Source organism: Chitinophaga pinensis DSM 2588, from assembly GCF_000024005.1.
Taxonomy (GTDB): Bacteria; Bacteroidota; Bacteroidia; order Chitinophagales; family Chitinophagaceae; genus Chitinophaga; species Chitinophaga pinensis.
This window is the reverse complement of sequence record NC_013132.1, coordinates 8,892,750-8,910,368: the sequence shown is the minus strand read 5'-3', so window position 1 is coordinate 8,910,368 and position 17,619 is coordinate 8,892,750. Positions and strand designations below refer to the sequence as shown.

Annotated in this window: 14 protein-coding genes and 1 tRNA gene; 6 read left to right on the top strand and 9 right to left on the bottom strand. The window is 44.7% G+C overall.

Going from position 1 to position 17,619, the window contains the following annotated elements; all coding sequences use genetic code 11:
* Positions 1-8: 8 nt before the first annotated feature.
* The 6 genes from CPIN_RS35245 to CPIN_RS35220 form a co-directional block, all read right to left on the bottom strand.
* Positions 9-1,007 carry a hypothetical protein gene (locus CPIN_RS35245; RefSeq protein ID WP_012794684.1) on the bottom strand — a complete coding sequence of 333 codons (999 nt, stop codon included), beginning with the start codon at positions 1,005-1,007 and terminating at the stop codon, positions 9-11.
* 245 nt (positions 1,008-1,252) lie between these two features.
* Positions 1,253-1,843: a DUF308 domain-containing protein gene (locus CPIN_RS35240; RefSeq protein WP_012794683.1), complete on the bottom strand. Its 591-nt coding sequence runs from the start codon at positions 1,841-1,843 to the stop codon at positions 1,253-1,255.
* A 104-nt stretch (positions 1,844-1,947) separates the two neighbouring features.
* The gene (gene msrB, locus CPIN_RS35235) at positions 1,948-2,463 is read right to left on the bottom strand and encodes a peptide-methionine (R)-S-oxide reductase MsrB (RefSeq protein WP_012794682.1); all 516 of its coding nucleotides are present in this window, start codon (positions 2,461-2,463) and stop codon (positions 1,948-1,950) included.
* The gene (gene msrA, locus CPIN_RS35230; RefSeq protein ID WP_012794681.1) at positions 2,460-3,074 is read right to left on the bottom strand and encodes a peptide-methionine (S)-S-oxide reductase MsrA; all 615 of its coding nucleotides are present in this window, start codon (positions 3,072-3,074) and stop codon (positions 2,460-2,462) included. The genes msrB and msrA overlap by 4 nt, the downstream gene beginning before the upstream one ends.
* Positions 3,075-3,078: 4 nt before the next feature.
* Entirely contained in the window at positions 3,079-3,564 is a 486-nt protein-coding gene (locus tag CPIN_RS35225; protein WP_012794680.1) for a thioredoxin family protein, read from the bottom strand.
* Positions 3,565-3,572: 8 nt separating this feature from the next.
* On the bottom strand, positions 3,573-5,549 hold the full coding sequence (locus CPIN_RS35220; RefSeq protein ID WP_012794679.1) for a protein-disulfide reductase DsbD family protein: 1,977 nt from the start codon (positions 5,547-5,549) through the stop codon (positions 3,573-3,575).
* 251 nt (positions 5,550-5,800) lie between these two features.
* On the opposite strand from CPIN_RS35220, the gene CPIN_RS35215 reads away from it, so the two are divergent.
* On the top strand, positions 5,801-6,370 hold the full coding sequence (locus CPIN_RS35215) for a peroxiredoxin (RefSeq protein ID WP_012794677.1): 570 nt from the start codon (positions 5,801-5,803) through the stop codon (positions 6,368-6,370).
* Positions 6,371-6,530: 160 nt separating this feature from the next.
* Here the strand turns inward: CPIN_RS35215 and CPIN_RS35210 are convergent, their stop codons facing one another.
* The 3 genes from CPIN_RS35210 to CPIN_RS35200 form a co-directional block, all read right to left on the bottom strand.
* Positions 6,531-8,105, bottom strand: a complete 1,575-nt coding sequence (locus CPIN_RS35210) for a DUF6770 family protein (protein WP_012794676.1) — start codon at positions 8,103-8,105, stop codon at positions 6,531-6,533.
* A gap of 246 nt (positions 8,106-8,351) precedes the next feature.
* Positions 8,352-9,503 carry an acyltransferase family protein gene (locus CPIN_RS35205; RefSeq protein WP_012794675.1) on the bottom strand — a complete coding sequence of 384 codons (1,152 nt, stop codon included), beginning with the start codon at positions 9,501-9,503 and terminating at the stop codon, positions 8,352-8,354.
* Between the two features lie 162 nt (positions 9,504-9,665).
* Positions 9,666-9,739 (bottom strand) — tRNA-Lys (locus tag CPIN_RS35200).
* Between the two features lie 115 nt (positions 9,740-9,854).
* Between CPIN_RS35200 and CPIN_RS35195 the strand changes: the two genes are divergently transcribed.
* The 5 genes from CPIN_RS35195 (at position 9,855) to CPIN_RS35175 (ending at position 17,558) form a co-directional block, all read left to right on the top strand.
* A complete protein-coding gene (locus CPIN_RS35195) occupies positions 9,855-11,030 on the top strand; it encodes a thiolase family protein (RefSeq protein ID WP_012794674.1) in 1,176 nt (391 codons plus the stop codon).
* A gap of 205 nt (positions 11,031-11,235) precedes the next feature.
* Positions 11,236-12,882 carry a DUF1800 domain-containing protein gene (locus CPIN_RS35190; protein ID WP_012794673.1) on the top strand — a complete coding sequence of 549 codons (1,647 nt, stop codon included), beginning with the start codon at positions 11,236-11,238 and terminating at the stop codon, positions 12,880-12,882.
* A gap of 21 nt (positions 12,883-12,903) precedes the next feature.
* Positions 12,904-14,478 (top strand): DUF1501 domain-containing protein, encoded by a 1,575-nt coding sequence (locus CPIN_RS35185; protein ID WP_012794672.1) that lies wholly within the window; start codon positions 12,904-12,906, stop codon positions 14,476-14,478.
* Between the two features lie 15 nt (positions 14,479-14,493).
* Entirely contained in the window at positions 14,494-14,997 is a 504-nt protein-coding gene (locus tag CPIN_RS35180) for a hypothetical protein (RefSeq protein WP_012794671.1), read from the top strand.
* Between the two features lie 104 nt (positions 14,998-15,101).
* On the top strand, positions 15,102-17,558 hold the full coding sequence (locus CPIN_RS35175; protein WP_012794670.1) for a TonB-dependent receptor: 2,457 nt from the start codon (positions 15,102-15,104) through the stop codon (positions 17,556-17,558).
* Positions 17,559-17,619: the final 61 nt, after the last annotated feature.

Genomic DNA, 17,619 nt, shown 5'->3' with positions numbered 1-17,619 from the left:
CTCTATTATTAGAAGGGCAGTAAAGATATCCGGAACTCACCCGCAAAGGTGGATTTATTGGTGGTCATGATGAATGAATCATTATAGCTGTTGTTCTTCCCGAAGGCTCTCGCGGTGAGCACATTGTTAACACCGCCTTTTACACCGAGAATGACATGTTTTCCGAGCAGGTATTCAAAACCAGGGCCACTCTTGACTTCCACTGTGTTATAGCTGAAATGTTCAGGTAACGCAGGGTTATCTGATTTATAGAATGTTGCATAGGTATTGTAACTAGCGCCAACATACACCCAGGCATTACGGAATAATGATTGTTTGATCATGGCACCCTGAGGAAGATCTACAATCAGTTCTAAGCCATGATGATTGAGTTTATGGAAGTAATTGACTACAGGCAATACCGGCAGCGGTGCGGAAGGGTCAATCAGCAAGATAGCACCTACGGATAGGTAGGTGTTTTCATTCCGCTTTAATGGAAAGGCGATACTACCATTGAAGTTGAATCTTCTGATGGTTTTCAGGTTATCGGAGATACCTGTAACAACAGCAGAATAAACAACCGGCGTGTGGAAGAGTGCATCTATTCTTGAGTAGTTGATGGACAGACCAAGTGTGCTTTTGGACATATCGCCTACGTTGACTGTTGGACTCTCCAGTTTGTTTTCAACCTCCCGGACATTAAAAAATGTTTCTGTATGATAGACAGACGCGCCGATCGTATTTCCGTTCCAGCTGCTGATGGGAACAGTTACGTAAGAGCTGATCCTTGCATTGCGGCTTTTGCCATTGGCGAAATCTTTTTCGTTCAGTTTTGAATCGAAATGACCTGAGCCAAAGAAATCTGCCGTGATAGATGCCTGGCGAAGGGAGGAGAAGCGGATGGCTTGTTCCATGGCTTCGCTTTTAGTAGTATCGGCCGGGTGTTGGCTGGCCATACTGAACATGTTTTGGGCGTATGTGCCGGTGGTACATAAGAGCATACCGGTCACCAGGAAGTTGATTTTCATTAATTGTTGTAATTGATGCTTAACGGACGATACGCGGCGGCGATCGTCCGGATGTGATGAAATATAAACAGTATGTAATTCCCGTCCGGAAAGCAATCGCTTATCCGGTGAGGGGCATATGCGGCAGTGGAAGTATTATCAGGGAATAAATAGCCAGCCAATAGTGTCAAAACAAGATATAGCACGCTCTTGAATTGACGACACATGGCTGGCTATCTGGCAGCTAGTGACCAGCGTATAAAATATTACGCCGTAACAGCATTGTTTTTGATCGTTTTGCCTAAGCGGAAGGCAGAAAGCAGGAAGTAGAAGGCGCCAAAAGCAGCGTAGCCTGCTAATGTGGTGATCCCTTGATTGGGCGCATGCGCCATATAGATAAAGGAACCACCAGCCAGCATAGATTGGCCGCCGCTGAGGATCATCGGCCACTGACCCCCCATTTGTTTGCGGCGGCGAAGACCAAGAATAAGTTGGATCAGCCCTGTCAGCAATGCCCATACACCAAATGTGATCAGTGCTTCAGGAATACCTTTCTGAATGACAAAGATGACTACGATAGTCGTAATAATGCTGATGGCCATATTAACATATTGTGGCGTTTTGTTGGTAGCGCCAGGATTGGCCTTGATATCAAAAAAAGTGGCCAATGCATCCCAGGCCGGGTATATGATGAACAGGATGGTCGCTGCAATAGCATCGGTTTTAGCTACGGTAGCTACCAGCAGTACCCAGATGATAGAGAATGCAGCACGTGTGAAGTAAAGCGTGCGGAGTGATTTTGCTGTTTCAATCACCTCATGCGAAAGGGGGGTGTTGGATTGATTTGTTAATTTCATGATGTCGTATTTTTGTCGTCGTGTTACATCAAAGTTCACTCAAAATCCTCCGCGCGATTTTCACTTAAGTTAAATACAAAGGGAAATGAGCCACTTTTCCGATTTTATTTTTTATCCGGTTCAAAATCAAGAGATACCGAGTTCATGCAAAAGCGCTTGTAAGTAGGTGCAGGACCATCGTCGAAGATGTGTCCGAGATGGGAATCACAACGCCCGCACAATACTTCCGTCCGGTGCATACCGACAGAGTAATCTTCCTGGTAACGTACGGCACTTGCGCGCTTTGGTTCGTAGAAACTGGGCCATCCGCAGCTGCTGGCAAATTTTGCGTCCGAGCGGAACAGCAGGTTGCCGCAAACAGCACAATAATAGGTGCCACGGGTTGTGCTTTTCCAGTATTTACCGGTAAATGGTCTTTCTGTATCTTTTTCCCTTGCGACGGCATAAAGGGCGCCCGGAAGCACCTTTTTCCATTCTACGTTACTTACCGTCAGCCTGGATGTGTCTGTGTTGGAATACCAGGGATTGTTTTCGTGTCCCCGGGTAGATTTTTCATTCTGGGCGAAGCTGCTGATACTAATCAACATCAGCAGGGCGCTATAAATCAGGATCTTTTTCATTGCTTTAATTTGTCTTTGAAGATGAGTTTGAATTTTTCCAGTTCTGGCTGGATAACGTAGCGGCAATAATCTTGCGTCGGATGTTTTTTATAGTATTGCTGGTGATATGTTTCTGCCTCATAAAACACCGTGAAGCGTGTCAGTTCCGTAACGATGGGTTTGGGATAGATATGCTGTTCGGTGAATTTATTCAGATAGTAGGCAGCCCGTTCTTTTTGTGCGTCGTTATGATAAAATATGGCGGAACGATACTGTGTGCCGACGTCATTTCCCTGCCTGTTTAATTCTGTCGGGTCATGGGAAAGAAAGAAGGCTTCCAGCAGTTCATCGTAAGTGATGACGGTACTGTCATAAATCACATTGAAAGCTTCCGCGTGACCGGTCGTGCCGGTACTCACCAGTGAGTAGCGTGGATCTGCAATACGTCCGCCTGTATAACCGGAAGTTACTTTGATCACACCTTTCAATTGTGAAAACTTCGCTTCACCGCACCAGAAGCAACCTGTCGCGAAGGTGGCCGTATCATTGTTGGGTGCACTTTTCGCATGTACACCCAAAGCTGCAAAAAGCGCTACCGCCAGCAAGACGTTGAATAGTTGTTTTATTTTCATTCCTTTAGCGTTTAGAAGCGGGTTTGCTGCCTTTTGACTGTATATTTTCTGTTGCCTCTTTTGCAAACTGGATCAGACCATCTCCATCCACAAATCCAACGTGGTTTGCCAGTACCTGACCTTTTTCATCAACAATCAGTAAGGTGGGCAGTCCGTCTACCTGCCAGGTTTTTGCCAATGCTATACCTTCTCCTTTTTCAACATCAATCGTGAAATTGACAAAGTTTTTATTGAAATAGGCCGCGGCTTTAGGATCGTTAAAAGTATGTTTACGGAGTTCTTTACAGGGCGCACACCAGGTAGCGTAGGCGTCTATAAAGACTTTTTTGTGAGCGGCTTTAGCGGTTGCCAATACCTCTTTATAGGCTTTGGAACTGAATTTGATTTCCTGCGGGGCTTTTTGCTGTGCAAGGACCCTGGAAGAATAAGCGGATGCGATCAGTGCGAGGCAGCCTGCCAGCATAGCTGATCTGAATAATTTAATTCTCATGATGCTGATTAGTTAGATAGTTGAACAGTTAATTTTTTTCTTACTGAGGAAATACCCATGTCAAGAAAATCGACGTATGCTTTAATGTCTAAATTGAAGGCTCTCGGTTCAGCTGTTGGCTGACCGTCCGGGTCCAGGATCACATAAAACGGCTGAGCGTTTGTGTTGAAACGTTCCTGTTGCAGATCGCTCCATTTCTGTCCGATTGTATTGATGGATTTTGATGAAACTTTAGAAACATACTTTTCTGTGTTGCTAAGAGAGGTGCGGTCGTCCACATACAGGGAGATCAGCACATAGTCTTCTTTTAAACGTTTCAATACCTCCGGGTCAGACCAAACGGCCGCCTCCATTTTTCTGCAGTTGGTACAACTCCAGCCAGTGAAATCGAGGAGGACAGGTTTATGCATTTTCTTTGCGTATGCCATGCCTTCATCGTAATCGTAAAAAGCATCGATATTCTCGGGGGCGTGGAATAAACCTGCATATTTATGGGTGGAACTTCCAGCCGGTTTATCTGCATTAGCGGCACCCAGGGTGAATTGCTGCGTTTGTTGTGGTGGCAGCCATCCGCTGATCCCTTTCAGTGGAGCCCCAAAGAGGCCGGGAATGAGGTAAACGGTAAAGGCCAGTGCCAGCATAGAAAGTAATAGTCTGGGGATGGAGAGCGTCTTTACTTCGGAATCATGGCTTAATCTGATTTTCCCTAACAGATAGAAAGCCAGTACACCAAAAATGATGATCCAGATGACGAGGAACAGATCGCGGCTCAGCAGCCCCCAATGGTAAGCCAGATCCACATTGGTAAGATATTTAAAGGCGAGAGCCAGTTCAAGTAATCCGAGTGTAACTTTTACGGAATTTAACCAGCCACCTGATTTCGGTAAACTTTTCAGCCATGAAGGAAAGATGGCAAATAAAGTAAATGGTAAAGCGAGGGCCAGCGAGAAACCAAACATACCAGTGGCCGGCCCCAGATAGCTACCCTTGCTTACTGCTTCAACGAGTAGTGTACCTATCAGCGGACCAGTGCAGGAGAATGATACCAGTGCCAATGCAAAGGCCATAAAGAATAATCCGATCCAGCCACCTTTACCTGACTTCTGATCAATGCTGTTGACAAACACAGATGGAAGCGTGATCTCAAATGCACCAAGGAATGATAAGGCGAATACTACCAGGATGGTGAAGAACAACAGGTTGAATACTGCGCTGCTGGAGGCTTCATTCAATGCAGAGGCGCCAAAAACAGCCGTAATGAGTAAGCCCAATCCTACATAGATCACAATGATTGAACAACCATAGATGATGGCTGCGCGGATGCCCTGTCTGCGTGTTTTGGACTGTTTGGTGAAGAATGATACGGTTAAGGGTACCATCGGATAAATGCATGGCAGGAAGAATGCAGCAAGGCCACCTAAAAATCCTGCGAGGAAGATGGATAAAATGGAACTACCACTATCATTCACCGGACTTTGTTTATCAGCAGGAGCATTGTCTTTTTGTACCTGCGCTGTATTCGCTGCATGACTTACGGTCGCATCGACGGCTACTTCAAAGTCTACATCCGTAGGGGGGAGGCATTTCTGGCCACTGCACACCATATAATGCACCTGTCCTTTAATTTGTGCAGCAGGGTCTGTATAGGTGATCAGTTGTTTAAAGGTGACACTTTTCTCATGGTAAAGGATGGTCATTTCGAAAGTCGAATCGTACCCGCTTGTAGCCGCAGGACTTTCGGTAACACCGTCTACCAGATGGTAACTTTCTGCGTTGTCAAACTGAAAGGAGGTGGGAACGGGTCCGCCTTCTTTCAGGAACTGTGAGTATAAATGCCAGCCTTCATCGATCTGGGCGGTAGCGCTGATCTCTACCTTGTTATCACCCGCAGGGGCTGCTGTAAAGGTCCAGTGGACCGGGTTGTCAATCTGGGCGAACGCGGCAAAATGCATCAGACAACCAATAATTATTAATAGCTTTTTCATGTTTTATTTTATTGCGGTGTAGTCTGCACCTTAGTGATGTAACAAAAGTGACTAAAATCCTGTCCACCGATTTTCACTTTAGTTAAAATCAAGGAGATAAATGAACGCATGACAATTTTATGAAGGAGCTTGGGGGCAATTTTTGTGTATCAGAAAAAAATCAGCCGATTTTAACCAAAGTGAAAATTCATCCGCATAATTCACCGGAGATTTGAAAAAAATCAGATAGCATTTATTTAATAATTCAGGTCATGAGAATGAACATTAAGAAAGTATCGATCGTTGCCATGCTGGCTATCGGGTGCAGCCTTTTTATTGCTGCTCCGGCTGCAAAAGCACAGACAATGCAGGAACAACATACGCTGGCTAAGGGAGAGAATGTACCCGAATTTTCACTGAAGGATCAGGACGGGAAGACTTTTAACCTGGCAGATGTGCTGGGGAAGAAGAAACTTGTAATTTTCTTTTATCCAAAAGATGAAAGTCCTGTTTGTACCAAGGAAGCATGTGCTTTCAGAGATGCTTATGAGAAGTATAAGGATGCCGATGCTATGGTTATCGGTATCAACAATGGTACTGTGGAAAGTCACAAGGCGTTTGCAAAAAAGAATCGTCTGCCATTTACATTGCTGAGCGATCCGGACAATGTTGTGTTGAACAAGTTCGGTGTGAAGGAACAGGATTTTGGAAACAATGTAAAGGTGAGCGGTCGTGAAACCTTTGTGATTGGCCTGGATGGTACGATCGTTTACAGTTTCCGCGATTTCATGAAAGGCGATGAGCATGCTCAGCAGGTTTTAAATTACCTGTCGGGTAAGTAGTCGTTATTTGTTGTCATTGTGTAGCGCCGGTAAGTTTTCACTTGGCCGGCGTTTTGATTTAAACAGCTTTTAAAAGAGAACGCTTCAGGTCTTCAGACCTGAAGCGTTCTCTTTTTTCCGTATAAAGTGACGGTTTCTCTATTTATTATAACAATACAGTTTACAGGGACTCAATGGAGAACTTCCTGGTTTTCTCCTGTTTGTTGTATTCAGATACCATAATATGCCCTTCTTTCGCAGGGTAGATAGTGGTCGTTACCGATCCTTCTTTACGGGGAATGGTACGGATTACTTTTTTCTGATTAACGCTATAAATGTTGACATTTTTCTTGTCGCTCACAACAAGGTAGTTGGATTTTGTATCGCTATTCACCACCATGTCATATTCCGGGATGGCCATATTTTGCAGTAATGACACCTTACCTGTTATATAGCGGCTATGTGCAGAAGGAATTGCAGTCACGTATGAGAGATTTCCCTTCTTATCCTGCTTAAACAGCAAAGCGTCTCTTGTCTGTATTTTCTGCGTACCGGCAAACATGAGAATCCATAAAGGCGGTATGATCAGGGGAGAGGTAGCTACAGTAGCGCCGATTGCACCCCATTTTGGCTTTCTTTTAAAGGAAGTACCCGCAAAGTAAGCATTGCCATCGTAATCTTTAAATGCAGGTTGGAACAGCATAAATGATTTAGTGGGCTGATAACGGCCTTTAGAAGAAAATTCAGACTGTGAATGGCTTGACCAGTCGGAGATCACAGTTTCAATATCACTGGTGCCGGAATTTTTGATTTGTGCGGTGAACGCGCCGATATAAGGACCATGCGCCAGCTGTTTAACGGTCATGGTAGAATTTCCCTTGCGGTTGTGCAGTATCATACCGGCGAGATAAGGTCTTCCGGTGATAGGGTCATTGGCGAAAGCGCGCACGCTGAAGGAATGGCCGTTTTTATCACTGAGGTCATATTTTGCGAAGGCTGCATTATTGTCTACGTTATAGCCCATCAGCCAATAACCACCTTCCAGTAATTTCTCCTTCTTTTTGTAGAGCAGATAAATATCGTGCTGTGAGGTCAGCATGACGAAATTGTCAGCGCCTTGCATGAAGTCGTTATTCCATACACTCTTTCCTTCTGTATTGAATACAGATACATAACATTTGTTGTCGTCACCGTAAAAACATGCAAAACCTTTTCCTTTCATGTTTTTCAGCTGTACGCGATGTTTCAGCACGCCGTCATCAATCTTGTTACGATCGTAGCCTGTATTGTAGGCAGACATGATCTTCACATTTGCTTTAACGGTGTTGGAATTGATAATCTTACCATCCAGACTTACGAATTGCGTATATACAGATAAGGAAGCGTTACTCAATTGTTCTTTACGCTCTTTTCTTTTTTTGCCGCCATAACCAACAAAGTTGCTTTTAAGGTAGGCCAGGCACATTACATCCTGCTCAAAAGCGACTGCCTGCAGATCTAATTTGAGTTCTGTGAAATTCAACTCGCCGATATCATTGAGGTTTTCATCCATGATAGTCAACCTGTAATGGAAGGAATCGGCGTTTGCACGTTCTAATTCTGTGAAAGAAAGGTAGCCTACCAGGTTGTCGTCCTGTATGATGGCTTTAATGCTTGAAGAAATACTATTACCGACTTCTTTAAAAACTTTGGTTTGCGCATATTGCTTATTTATAAATAGTAGCACAAGCACACTAACCAGTACGAACTGTTTCATATGTATATGGGATATTTAATCAGGGTTTAGTATACAGCTGCTTTTATTGCACAAATAATGCCTCAGCAATGGCATAAATTCTGGATGAATTGTCCCAGTGTATTATCGCTACTTCTGCTTACAGATCACTAAAGGTATATTGCGCGGGCATAGGTATATTAAAAACGGACGCTAATATATGATTTTTTTGTATATTTTAGTATTATGTCGTTGGTTGCTATGTAGTTATTTTTATTGCCCCTTGTTTTATGCTACTGCTGCAGCCCGCTTTTTCTTAAATCTTTTGCCCAGCTCAATGCCTTTAAGCTCCACATATTTATAAGTAAAACCTGAAATAACAATGACAACAAGTAATAAGGCCAGCAGTATCAGCTGATCGTATATAACATGATGGGTTGTAATAAACCGGGTGGCAACAGCACCTGAATTATCCACGATCGTTAAGTCATGGCCAATCACTTTTGATAAGACTATAGCCGTTGCTAAAAAGAGGAAATAGATGATGTAATGAGTAATATAGATCGAATAAGATAATTTTCCGAGATAAGTAAACACCTTATTCCGTAACAGTGCTGAGATAGCTCCTCCTTCGACTGCAAAGGTGATAATCGTAACACAAAAAAGCAGTGTGGTAACAATGCCTTTATATACACCACTGAAATCTGCGACTATGGTATAAATGATCAGGAGTGCCAGTACAAGTTCCAGTATGGTAAAAAGGAGTTTATTGCTATTGATGAAAGCTATCTTTTTGTAAGCCATGTAAGAAAGACAACCCGCAAAAAAACAAAGTAAGCCGCGCATGGCCTGGTCAGTTAATGGCAGTTGATTGATCATTATCAGTGTACCTGCCACCAATACGATGGCCACAAAGAATATATTTTTCATTTTGCCGGCTTTCCACATAAGGACGCCAAATATGATGTACAGATAAAACTCAATGCTGATACTCCAGGAAGGTACATTAAAAGACAATGCGGCTGATTCTGACACCCAGGCTTGTATCAGTAAGATATTGGGGAGAATATATTTTGGATCGGCAGAAGCAGTAAATGCGGCATTATTGAAATAAAATCCTTTTTGCTGGCCCAGGAGTTTCATAAACTCAAGGCCTATTACCACTGTCAATACAAGGATATGCATCGGATATATGCGAAAAAAACGGCTGGTCAGGTAATCTTTAAAGCGGTTACTGTCCATCGTCTTCGCGCCATAGGTATGATACATAACAAAGCCACTCAGTACAAAGAAGAATTCAACAAAGTAATTTGCATGGCGGAAAAACGGAAGTTCTGCCACACTTAAAAGGATACGTGCGTGATAACATACTACCAGTAATGCACAAATGCCCCTGAAACTATCTAACGCTTCGAATCTTTTACCTTGTAATGCCTGCATATAGCTATTATAAAAATTGACAACGCAACTCCAGCGAACATGTTCTTATACTGACTACAGCTGAAGGACGCGTCAAACATAATACAAATCCTTTACGTGTAAAATGGTCAATCAACCTAATAAACATAAAAAAAAGCTTCAGGTATTACCTGAAGCTTCTTGTGACCCCTCAGGGACTCGAACCCTGGACCTACTGATTAAGAGTCAGTAGCTCTAACCAGCTGAGCTAAGGAGTCTTTCCATTCCCGACGAATCGGGCTGCAAATCTAACACCTTGTTTTCTATTTCACAAAACTTCTTTAACTTAAAAGAAAAAAATCGGGTGTTACACCCGGAAAAGGAGTTAAGGAAATGGAAACAGCATATATCGTAGCCGGATTCAGAACCGCTGTGGGTAAGTCCAAGCGGGGCGGCTTTCGCTTTTACCGGCCTGATGACCTGGCCGTGGATGTAATTACAGGTTTGTTAGCGAGTGTGCCACAACTCGACCCTAAAAGAGTAGATGACCTGATAGTAGGTAACGCTGTTCCCGAAGCAGAACAGGGTTTGCAGATCGGTCGTATGATCTCTGTACGTGCGCTTGGGATAGAAGTACCAGGTGTGACGGTGAACCGTTACTGTGCTTCCGGATTGGAAACAATTGCGATTGCAACCGCGAAGATCCAGTCAGGAATGGCGCACTGTATCATCGCAGGTGGTACAGAGAGTATGAGCCTTGTACCTGTAGCCGGTTGGAAAACAGTGCCGAATTATACAGTCGCTTCCACCACACCGGAATATTATCTGGGAATGGGATTGACAGCAGAAGCGGTTGCGCGTGAGTACAATATATCACGTGAGGACCAGGATACTTTTGCCTATAATTCGCACCAGAAGGCCCTGAAGGCGATCGAAAACGGATATTTTAAAGAAGGTATTTTACCGATCAGTGTAAACGAAGTATATGTGGATGAAAAAGGCCGCAAACAGAACCGGACTTACACTGTTGATACGGATGAAGGTCCGCGTGCAGATACTTCACCGGAAGCACTGGCTAAACTAAAACCCGTGTTTGCTGCCGGTGGTAGTGTAACCGCAGGTAATTCGTCTCAGACTTCTGATGGCGCTGCATTTGTGGTGGTCATGAGTGAAACGATGGTGAAGGAACTGGGACTGCAACCTATCGGCAGATTGGTAGCCTGTGCCTCCGCCGGCGTGCATCCGCGTATCATGGGTATCGGACCGGTAGCCGCTGTGCCTAAAGCATTGCAGCAGATCGGCAAGACGCTGAACGATATAGACCTGGTAGAACTGAATGAAGCGTTTGCATCCCAGTCAGTAGCGGTCATCCGTGAACTGGGTATCGATCCCGAACTGGTGAATATCAATGGTGGCGCCATCGCATTGGGTCACCCGCTGGGTTGTACCGGCGCTAAACTCACCGTACAGATTCTCAGCGATCTGAAACGCCTGAACAAGAAATATGGTATTGTGACGGCTTGTGTGGGCGGCGGACAAGGAATTGCCGGCGTAATTGAAAGAATGTAAGCAACGATAATATTAGTGTAAGGGTTGACTAACCAGATGGTAGTCAACCCTTTTCTTTTTTGAGTACAGTATTATAAATAAAATAATCGGCTTGAATTAAAGTTTTTATTAATTTGGATCCGCAAATGGGACCTGTGAATTAGCCTACTTTACTTTAGTATCCCTATAAGAAGAATACACACAACACAACCATATCATAATATCTATGGATCGCAGACAATTCCTTACGCTTCCTGCAAATCGCCAGCAAGCAGCAGTCAAAGCGGAGAAAACCGCCTTTCGTACTGAATCTGGTCTTACAGCATACACGGGAGAATTTGGTACTGCACAGGCAGTACACCTGCTGAAACGCGCGATGTTCGGTTCCACACCTGAAGATATCGCCTGGGCCAAAGGACTGGGCATGGACGCAGCAGTAGATGCCCTCATCGATACAGTGAACACTGTAACCACACAGCCGCTCAATACATATGGTGAAGATGAAACCGGCATCGCACCTGGCGCTACCTGGGTGAATTCCGCTCCTCCTCCTGAAGAAGGAGACCTGGACAGAATGCGCTGGTCATCTTATAAAGCCTGGTGGCTGAAAGTGATGATCGACCAATCACGCAGCATACAGGAGAAAATGGTACTCTTCTGGCATAACCATTTCGTAACCGAAATGGATATGGTGAATGACTCCCGTTATATCTATAAGTATAATACTATGCTGAGGGCGAATGCCACCGGCAATTTTAAAGTGCTGACCAAAGCTGTTACCCTCGATCCGGCAATGCTCAGATATCTGAACGGTTATCTGAACGGAAAGGAAAGTCCTGATGAAAACTATGGCCGCGAACTGCATGAGCTGTTCACCGTAGGTAAAGGACCTGACTCCGCTTATACGGAAGAGGACGTACGTGCAACCGCACAGGTGCTGACAGGGTACAGGATTAATCCTGTTACCATGGAGTCTTATTTTGAGTCTACCCAGCACGTTATTACCAATAAAGAGTTTTCAAGTTTCTATAATACCCGTAAGATCACTGGTAAGACAGGTGCAGCTGGTGCTACCGAACTGGATGACCTGCTGGATATCATTTTTGATCAGCAGGAAGTATCTAAATTCATCAGCCGTAAACTGTACCGTTTCTTTGTATACTACCTGATAGATGATGCGGTAGAGCAGAATGTGATCACGCCAATGGCGCAGATCCTGCGTGATAATAACTACGAACTCAAACCAGCGCTGAAAGCCCTGTTTAAAAGTGAGCACTTCTTTGATCCGCTGAATATGTCAGCATTGATCAAAAGTCCGGTGGAGTTTGCCGTAGGAATGGTGCGCGAATTCGATATTGAATTCCCGACCGAATACATGGCCGCACATGAATCCCTGGATACCATCCGTAACCACTGCGCAAATATGCTGCAGGACCTGGGAGATCCTCCACAGGTAGCCGGTTGGGAAGCCTATCATCAGGCGCCTCAGTATCATGAGATCTGGATCAATACAGATACGTTGCCGAAGCGTAATTTGATGAGTGATTCCATGATCAGTACCGGTGGTTTTGGTAATGTGAAAATCGATCCCCTGGCTTTCACTCAAAAGCTCTCTGATCCTTCCAACCCTGTTACGTTGATCCAGGACGCACTGGATATCTTATACCGTATCGAATTATCTGACACATCAAAGGCAAGACTGAAGAACTTCATTCTGCTGAGCGGCCAGAGTCCTGACAGTGATTACTACTGGACAGACGCCTGGAACGCCTGGATTTCCAGTCCTACACCCGCTAATCGCAGCATTGTGGAAAACCGCCTGCAAACACTGTACAAGTACCTGATGAATTTGTCAGAATATCAATTAGCCTGATCTTAGAAAGACCTATAAACTATGAAACGCAGAGACTTTCTTAAATATACCGCTCCGGCAACGATCCTGCCGACCTTTATAAATGGCTTTGCCGTAAAGGCGTTTGCCGGCTCTTCGCTGCTGAACGCTTTGCAGAAGTCCGCCGAAGATAATGACCACGTGTTAGTGATGATCCAGATGATCGGTGGTAATGATGGTCTGAATATGATCGTGCCGCTGGATGTTTATGCAGACTATCAGGCAGCACGTACCAACATCGCTATCAAAGAAGGTGAAGTATTGCCGCTGGCAAACAATATAAAAACCGGTTTTCACCCTGCAATGACCGGTCTGCAGGAACTGTATGAGAATGGTAAAGTGTGTGTGGTACAGAGCGTTGGTTATCCTTCTCCGGATTATTCCCACTTCCGCGCAATGGACATCTGGCTGAGTGGTTCAGATCAGAATCAGATCATCGAAACAGGATGGGCCGGCCGTTACCTGGAAACACAATACCCGGGCTTCCCTGATTCTTATGAAGGTTCAGATCCGCTTGCGATCCAGATCGGTTCGCTGACTTCCCCGGTATTCCAGGGCGCTGATGCGAACATGGCGGTTGCCATCTCCAGTTCTTCTGAATTCTATAGCCTGATTGAAGATGTTTATGACCCTGTTCCTGACACCCATGCGGGCGTGGAACTGGAATATGTACGGCTGATCGCTAAACAATCCAACAAATTTGCTGATTCTATCAAGAAGGCTGCTGCGAATGTCACTTCCCAGAGTCCTTACCCTGATAACAGGCTGGCAGAACAGCTTAAAATAGTTGCCCGACTGGTGGCAGGTGGTCTGAAAACCCGTGTGTATATGGTAACGCATGCCTTCTTCGATACGCATGCCAACCAGGTACAGGCTGGTGATACCGGCAAAGGTGAACACGCAAGACTGTTAGGTCAGCTGTCTGATTCCATTAAGGCATTTATGGATGACCTGACTAAACTGAAAGCTTCCCGTCGTGTAGTGGGGATGACTTTCTCTGAGTTTGGACGCCGTATCAAATCAAATGGTAGTATGGGTACTGACCACGGCGCCGCTGCTCCGATGATTATCTTTGGTGACTATGTATTACAGGGTGTACTGGGTTCTTCTCCTGATATTCCTACACAAACCAACGTAAGTGATAATATGCCTATGCAGTACGATTTCCGCTCTGTATATGCATCCCTGCTGGAACAATGGTTCTGTGTGGATAATATGACTCTGCAGACAGTCCTGTTCAAAGACTACCAGCGTCTGCCGATTGTAAGTGGTATCGCCTGTGGTACGCTGACGACGATCGACGATGTGAATAACGGTAGTAACAACCTGATTACCAACTATCCGAATCCGTTCGTTACCACTACTACCCTGAAGTATAAAACCAGGGGCGGACAAACAATCGTCCAGATCTTTGATACCATGGGTCGACTGGTATCCACACCGGTGAATAAGGTACAGGCAGCCGGTGAGTACAGCATCACTTTTGATAGCGGTAAACTGGCGGCAGGTATTTTCTACGCCCGTATACAAAACGGTGTGTATCAGAACGTAAGATCTATGCTGAAGGTGAAATATTAATAGTTATTGCACTATATGCGAAAGTCCCATGGCAATGACGCCATGGGACTTTGTTTTATATACACCCCGGCCAGCCATCAGCCATATGGATCATTTATGGATATTAATGTTGTTTTCCCATATTTGAGCAACGGTGTTGCATTTATTGTCTATCTTTGTTCCCGTCAAACTCATGATCTGAAGCAGAAAGTTCTATATAGGATATTGGCCATCATGCTGTTGGGGGTATTTGCATTTAATACCACCCCAAGGGCCTTTATTCACCAGTTCTTTGAGCATCACGATACTGATGATGATGCGCCAGGCATCGTAAAACATGGCACCACGCTATCGGTAAAACACGTACACTGTGGATTTTTACAGATAGATCCGGAGCCTTACGAGCACACCAGCATGTTCTACTATGTGCTGGTAAAAGAAGTGACCTGGCATTTCCCCGCACCGGTTATCCCGGTGATCAAACACATCCCCTACAGGACATTATCTCCCCGTGCACCTCCGGTAGCAAGTTTTGTTTAGTTTATTGTTTTGAACGCTCTTGATGGGCCTGATGGCCCGTATTATGTCTGTCACTGTGACTATTCAGTTGCCGTGCAGGTATTCCTCTATAAACAAATCTTTCTATGCACTATTTACGTGTTCTCTATACAGCTGTCTTTATCAGCTTACTTAGCTATTCATCCGGATTTGCTAATTTATACAACGGTGACGATGCCAATAATTCACTCAGCGGAACAGTGACTGATAAAGCTTCTAACGGCCCTTTACCAGGGGCTACCGTTTATCTGCCCGATCTGCATATAGGCGCTTCTGCCAACACACAGGGACAATACGAACTCAAAAACCTGCCAAAAGGTAAATACCTCGTGGAGGTGCACTATATCGGTTACGCCGCTTTTACTGAAGTGATTCAGATCGATGGCAGCACACACAAGGACTTCTCATTATCTGAAACACTGCTGGAAAAAAATGAAGTGGTGATCACAGGTGTTAACCTGGCGACAACCCTGAAAAAGACACCTACGCCTGTAAGTGTTGTCAGAAAGGAATACCTCGACGCTAATATCTCCACCAATATCGTGGACGCAATTGCTAAGCTGCCAGGTGTGAGTCAGCTGACTACCGGACCCGCCATTTCCAAACCATTCATCCGTGGTCTGGGTTACAACCGCGTAGTAGTTGTAGGTGATGGTGTACGCCAGGAAGGACAACAGTGGGGTGATGAACATGGTATTGAAATTGACGATTATAACGTAAGCAGGGTAGAAGTACTGAAAGGACCTTCTTCACTGGTATATGGTTCTGATGCGCTGGCGGGTGTAGTGAATATCGTACCTCCGGGCGCCGTTGCTGCCGGACAGGTAAAAGGCAATGTGGCTGCGAATTATCTGAGCAATAACGGTCAGATTTCCTATCACGCAGACATCGCAGGTACTTCAAAAGGAGGCTTCAGCTGGAGCGCTTTTGGTACCCAGAAATTTGCACATGACTACAAGAATAAATACGATGGCTACGTATTTAACTCCAAGTTTAAAAATATCAACTATGGTGGAAGTCTCGGTTTGAATAAACAATGGGGTTCTTCCATCCTGCGTTTCACTTCCTTTAACCAGGAACTTGGACTGGTAGAAGGTGACCGGAATGAAAATGGTCAATTCATCAAGCCGATTAATAACAATGGTCAGGAAGATGAAGCCGTTGCTACGAATGATGATTTCAAATCTTACAGCATCGGCGTACCTAAGCAGAAAATCACCCACAACAAACTGGTATGGGATAATAATCTCTATCTGCACAATGGGGGCCGTCTGGGACTGACACTGGGTTATCAGTGGAACCGTCGTAAGGAATTAGGGAATGTGCTGGAGCCGGATGAACCGGAATTGTTCCTGAAATTGAACACCTTTAACTACGGTCTGAAATACTATTTACCGGAAATGAATGGCTGGCAGACAACTATCGGCGTAAATGGTATGCAGCAGAAAAATAATATCGGAGGAGAAGAATACCTGATTCCTGCTTATGACCTGTTTGATGCAGGCGTATTCGCAGTAACCAGCAAAACCTTTGATAAACTGACACTGAGCGGTGGTCTCCGTTTTGACAACCGTCATATGAACATCAAAGGTCTGCAGTTGAATGATGAAGGCGTACCTGTTGACAATGGCGGTGAAACGAAGTTTTCTACTTTCGATCGTAATTTCTCTAATGTATCCGGAAGTGCTGGTATCAGCTATGCTGCCAGTGAGCAGGTAACGCTGAAGCTGAATGCCGCCCGTGGTTTCCGTGCGCCTAACGTATCAGAACTGGCGGCAAATGGCGTTCATGAAGGTACCATCAAATATGAATATGGCAACAGTGATCTGAAGCCGGAAGTGAGTACACAGGGCGACCTGGGTGTTGAGTTCAATTCACAACACATATCACTGACAGCAAGCGTATTCTACAACCATATCAATAACTTCATTTTTGCCCGTAAACTGGTGAGTGTTGCCGGTACGGATTCTATTCCGGTAGATGACAATGAAGATGGTTATGCTGCATTCAAATATCAGCAGCATACGGCTAATCTGTATGGTGGTGAATTCATGCTGGATATCCATCCCCATCCGATTGACTGGCTGCATTTTGAGAATACTGTTTCTTATGTACGCACTGCTATTTCAGGTGGTACAGATTCAACGAAATATCTGCCTAATATTCCTGCAGCCCGCTGGTTATCTGAGCTGAAGGGCAATTTCAAGAAAGTAGGTGGTGTGATGCAGAATGCATATGTAGGTGTACAGATGGATAGAACATTTGCACAGAATGATATTTTCTATGCTTACCAGACAGAAACAGCTACATCGGGTTATACTTTATTAAATGCAGGTATAGGTACTGACTTCATTAACAGGAAGAGTAATAAAGTGTTATTCTCTCTGCACCTGGCAGCTAACAACCTGACAGATGTAGCTTATCAGAATCACCTCAGCCGCCTGAAATATGCTGCTGTAAATGAAGTGACAGGCAGAAGCGGTGTGTATAATATGGGGAGGAACTTCAGTGTGAAGGTAGTGGTACCGATTGATTTTAAATAAAGCTGCTGACTATACTTACTCTACGTTAGTGCTATGTTCTGAACGTAGCGCTAACGTAGAG

What these genes read in the sequence shown, in the direction of transcription:
- CPIN_RS35245 (WP_012794684.1), bottom strand. Translation starts at nt 1,007, where the DNA reads ATGAAAATCAACTTCCTGGTGACCGGTATGCTCTTATGTACCACCGGC.
- CPIN_RS35240 (WP_012794683.1), bottom strand. Translation starts at nt 1,843, where the DNA reads ATGAAATTAACAAATCAATCCAACACCCCCCTTTCGCATGAGGTGATT.
- msrB (WP_012794682.1), bottom strand. Translation starts at nt 2,463, where the DNA reads ATGAAAAAGATCCTGATTTATAGCGCCCTGCTGATGTTGATTAGTATC.
- msrA (WP_012794681.1), bottom strand. Translation starts at nt 3,074, where the DNA reads ATGAAAATAAAACAACTATTCAACGTCTTGCTGGCGGTAGCGCTTTTT.
- CPIN_RS35225 (WP_012794680.1), bottom strand. Translation starts at nt 3,564, where the DNA reads ATGAGAATTAAATTATTCAGATCAGCTATGCTGGCAGGCTGCCTCGCA.
- CPIN_RS35220 (WP_012794679.1), bottom strand. Translation starts at nt 5,549, where the DNA reads ATGAAAAAGCTATTAATAATTATTGGTTGTCTGATGCATTTTGCCGCG.
- CPIN_RS35215 (WP_012794677.1), top strand. Translation starts at nt 5,801, where the DNA reads ATGAGAATGAACATTAAGAAAGTATCGATCGTTGCCATGCTGGCTATC.
- CPIN_RS35210 (WP_012794676.1), bottom strand. Translation starts at nt 8,105, where the DNA reads ATGAAACAGTTCGTACTGGTTAGTGTGCTTGTGCTACTATTTATAAAT.
- CPIN_RS35205 (WP_012794675.1), bottom strand. Translation starts at nt 9,503, where the DNA reads ATGCAGGCATTACAAGGTAAAAGATTCGAAGCGTTAGATAGTTTCAGG.
- CPIN_RS35195 (WP_012794674.1), top strand. Translation starts at nt 9,855, where the DNA reads ATGGAAACAGCATATATCGTAGCCGGATTCAGAACCGCTGTGGGTAAG.
- CPIN_RS35190 (WP_012794673.1), top strand. Translation starts at nt 11,236, where the DNA reads ATGGATCGCAGACAATTCCTTACGCTTCCTGCAAATCGCCAGCAAGCA.
- CPIN_RS35185 (WP_012794672.1), top strand. Translation starts at nt 12,904, where the DNA reads ATGAAACGCAGAGACTTTCTTAAATATACCGCTCCGGCAACGATCCTG.
- CPIN_RS35180 (WP_012794671.1), top strand. Translation starts at nt 14,494, where the DNA reads ATGCGAAAGTCCCATGGCAATGACGCCATGGGACTTTGTTTTATATAC.
- CPIN_RS35175 (WP_012794670.1), top strand. Translation starts at nt 15,102, where the DNA reads ATGCACTATTTACGTGTTCTCTATACAGCTGTCTTTATCAGCTTACTT.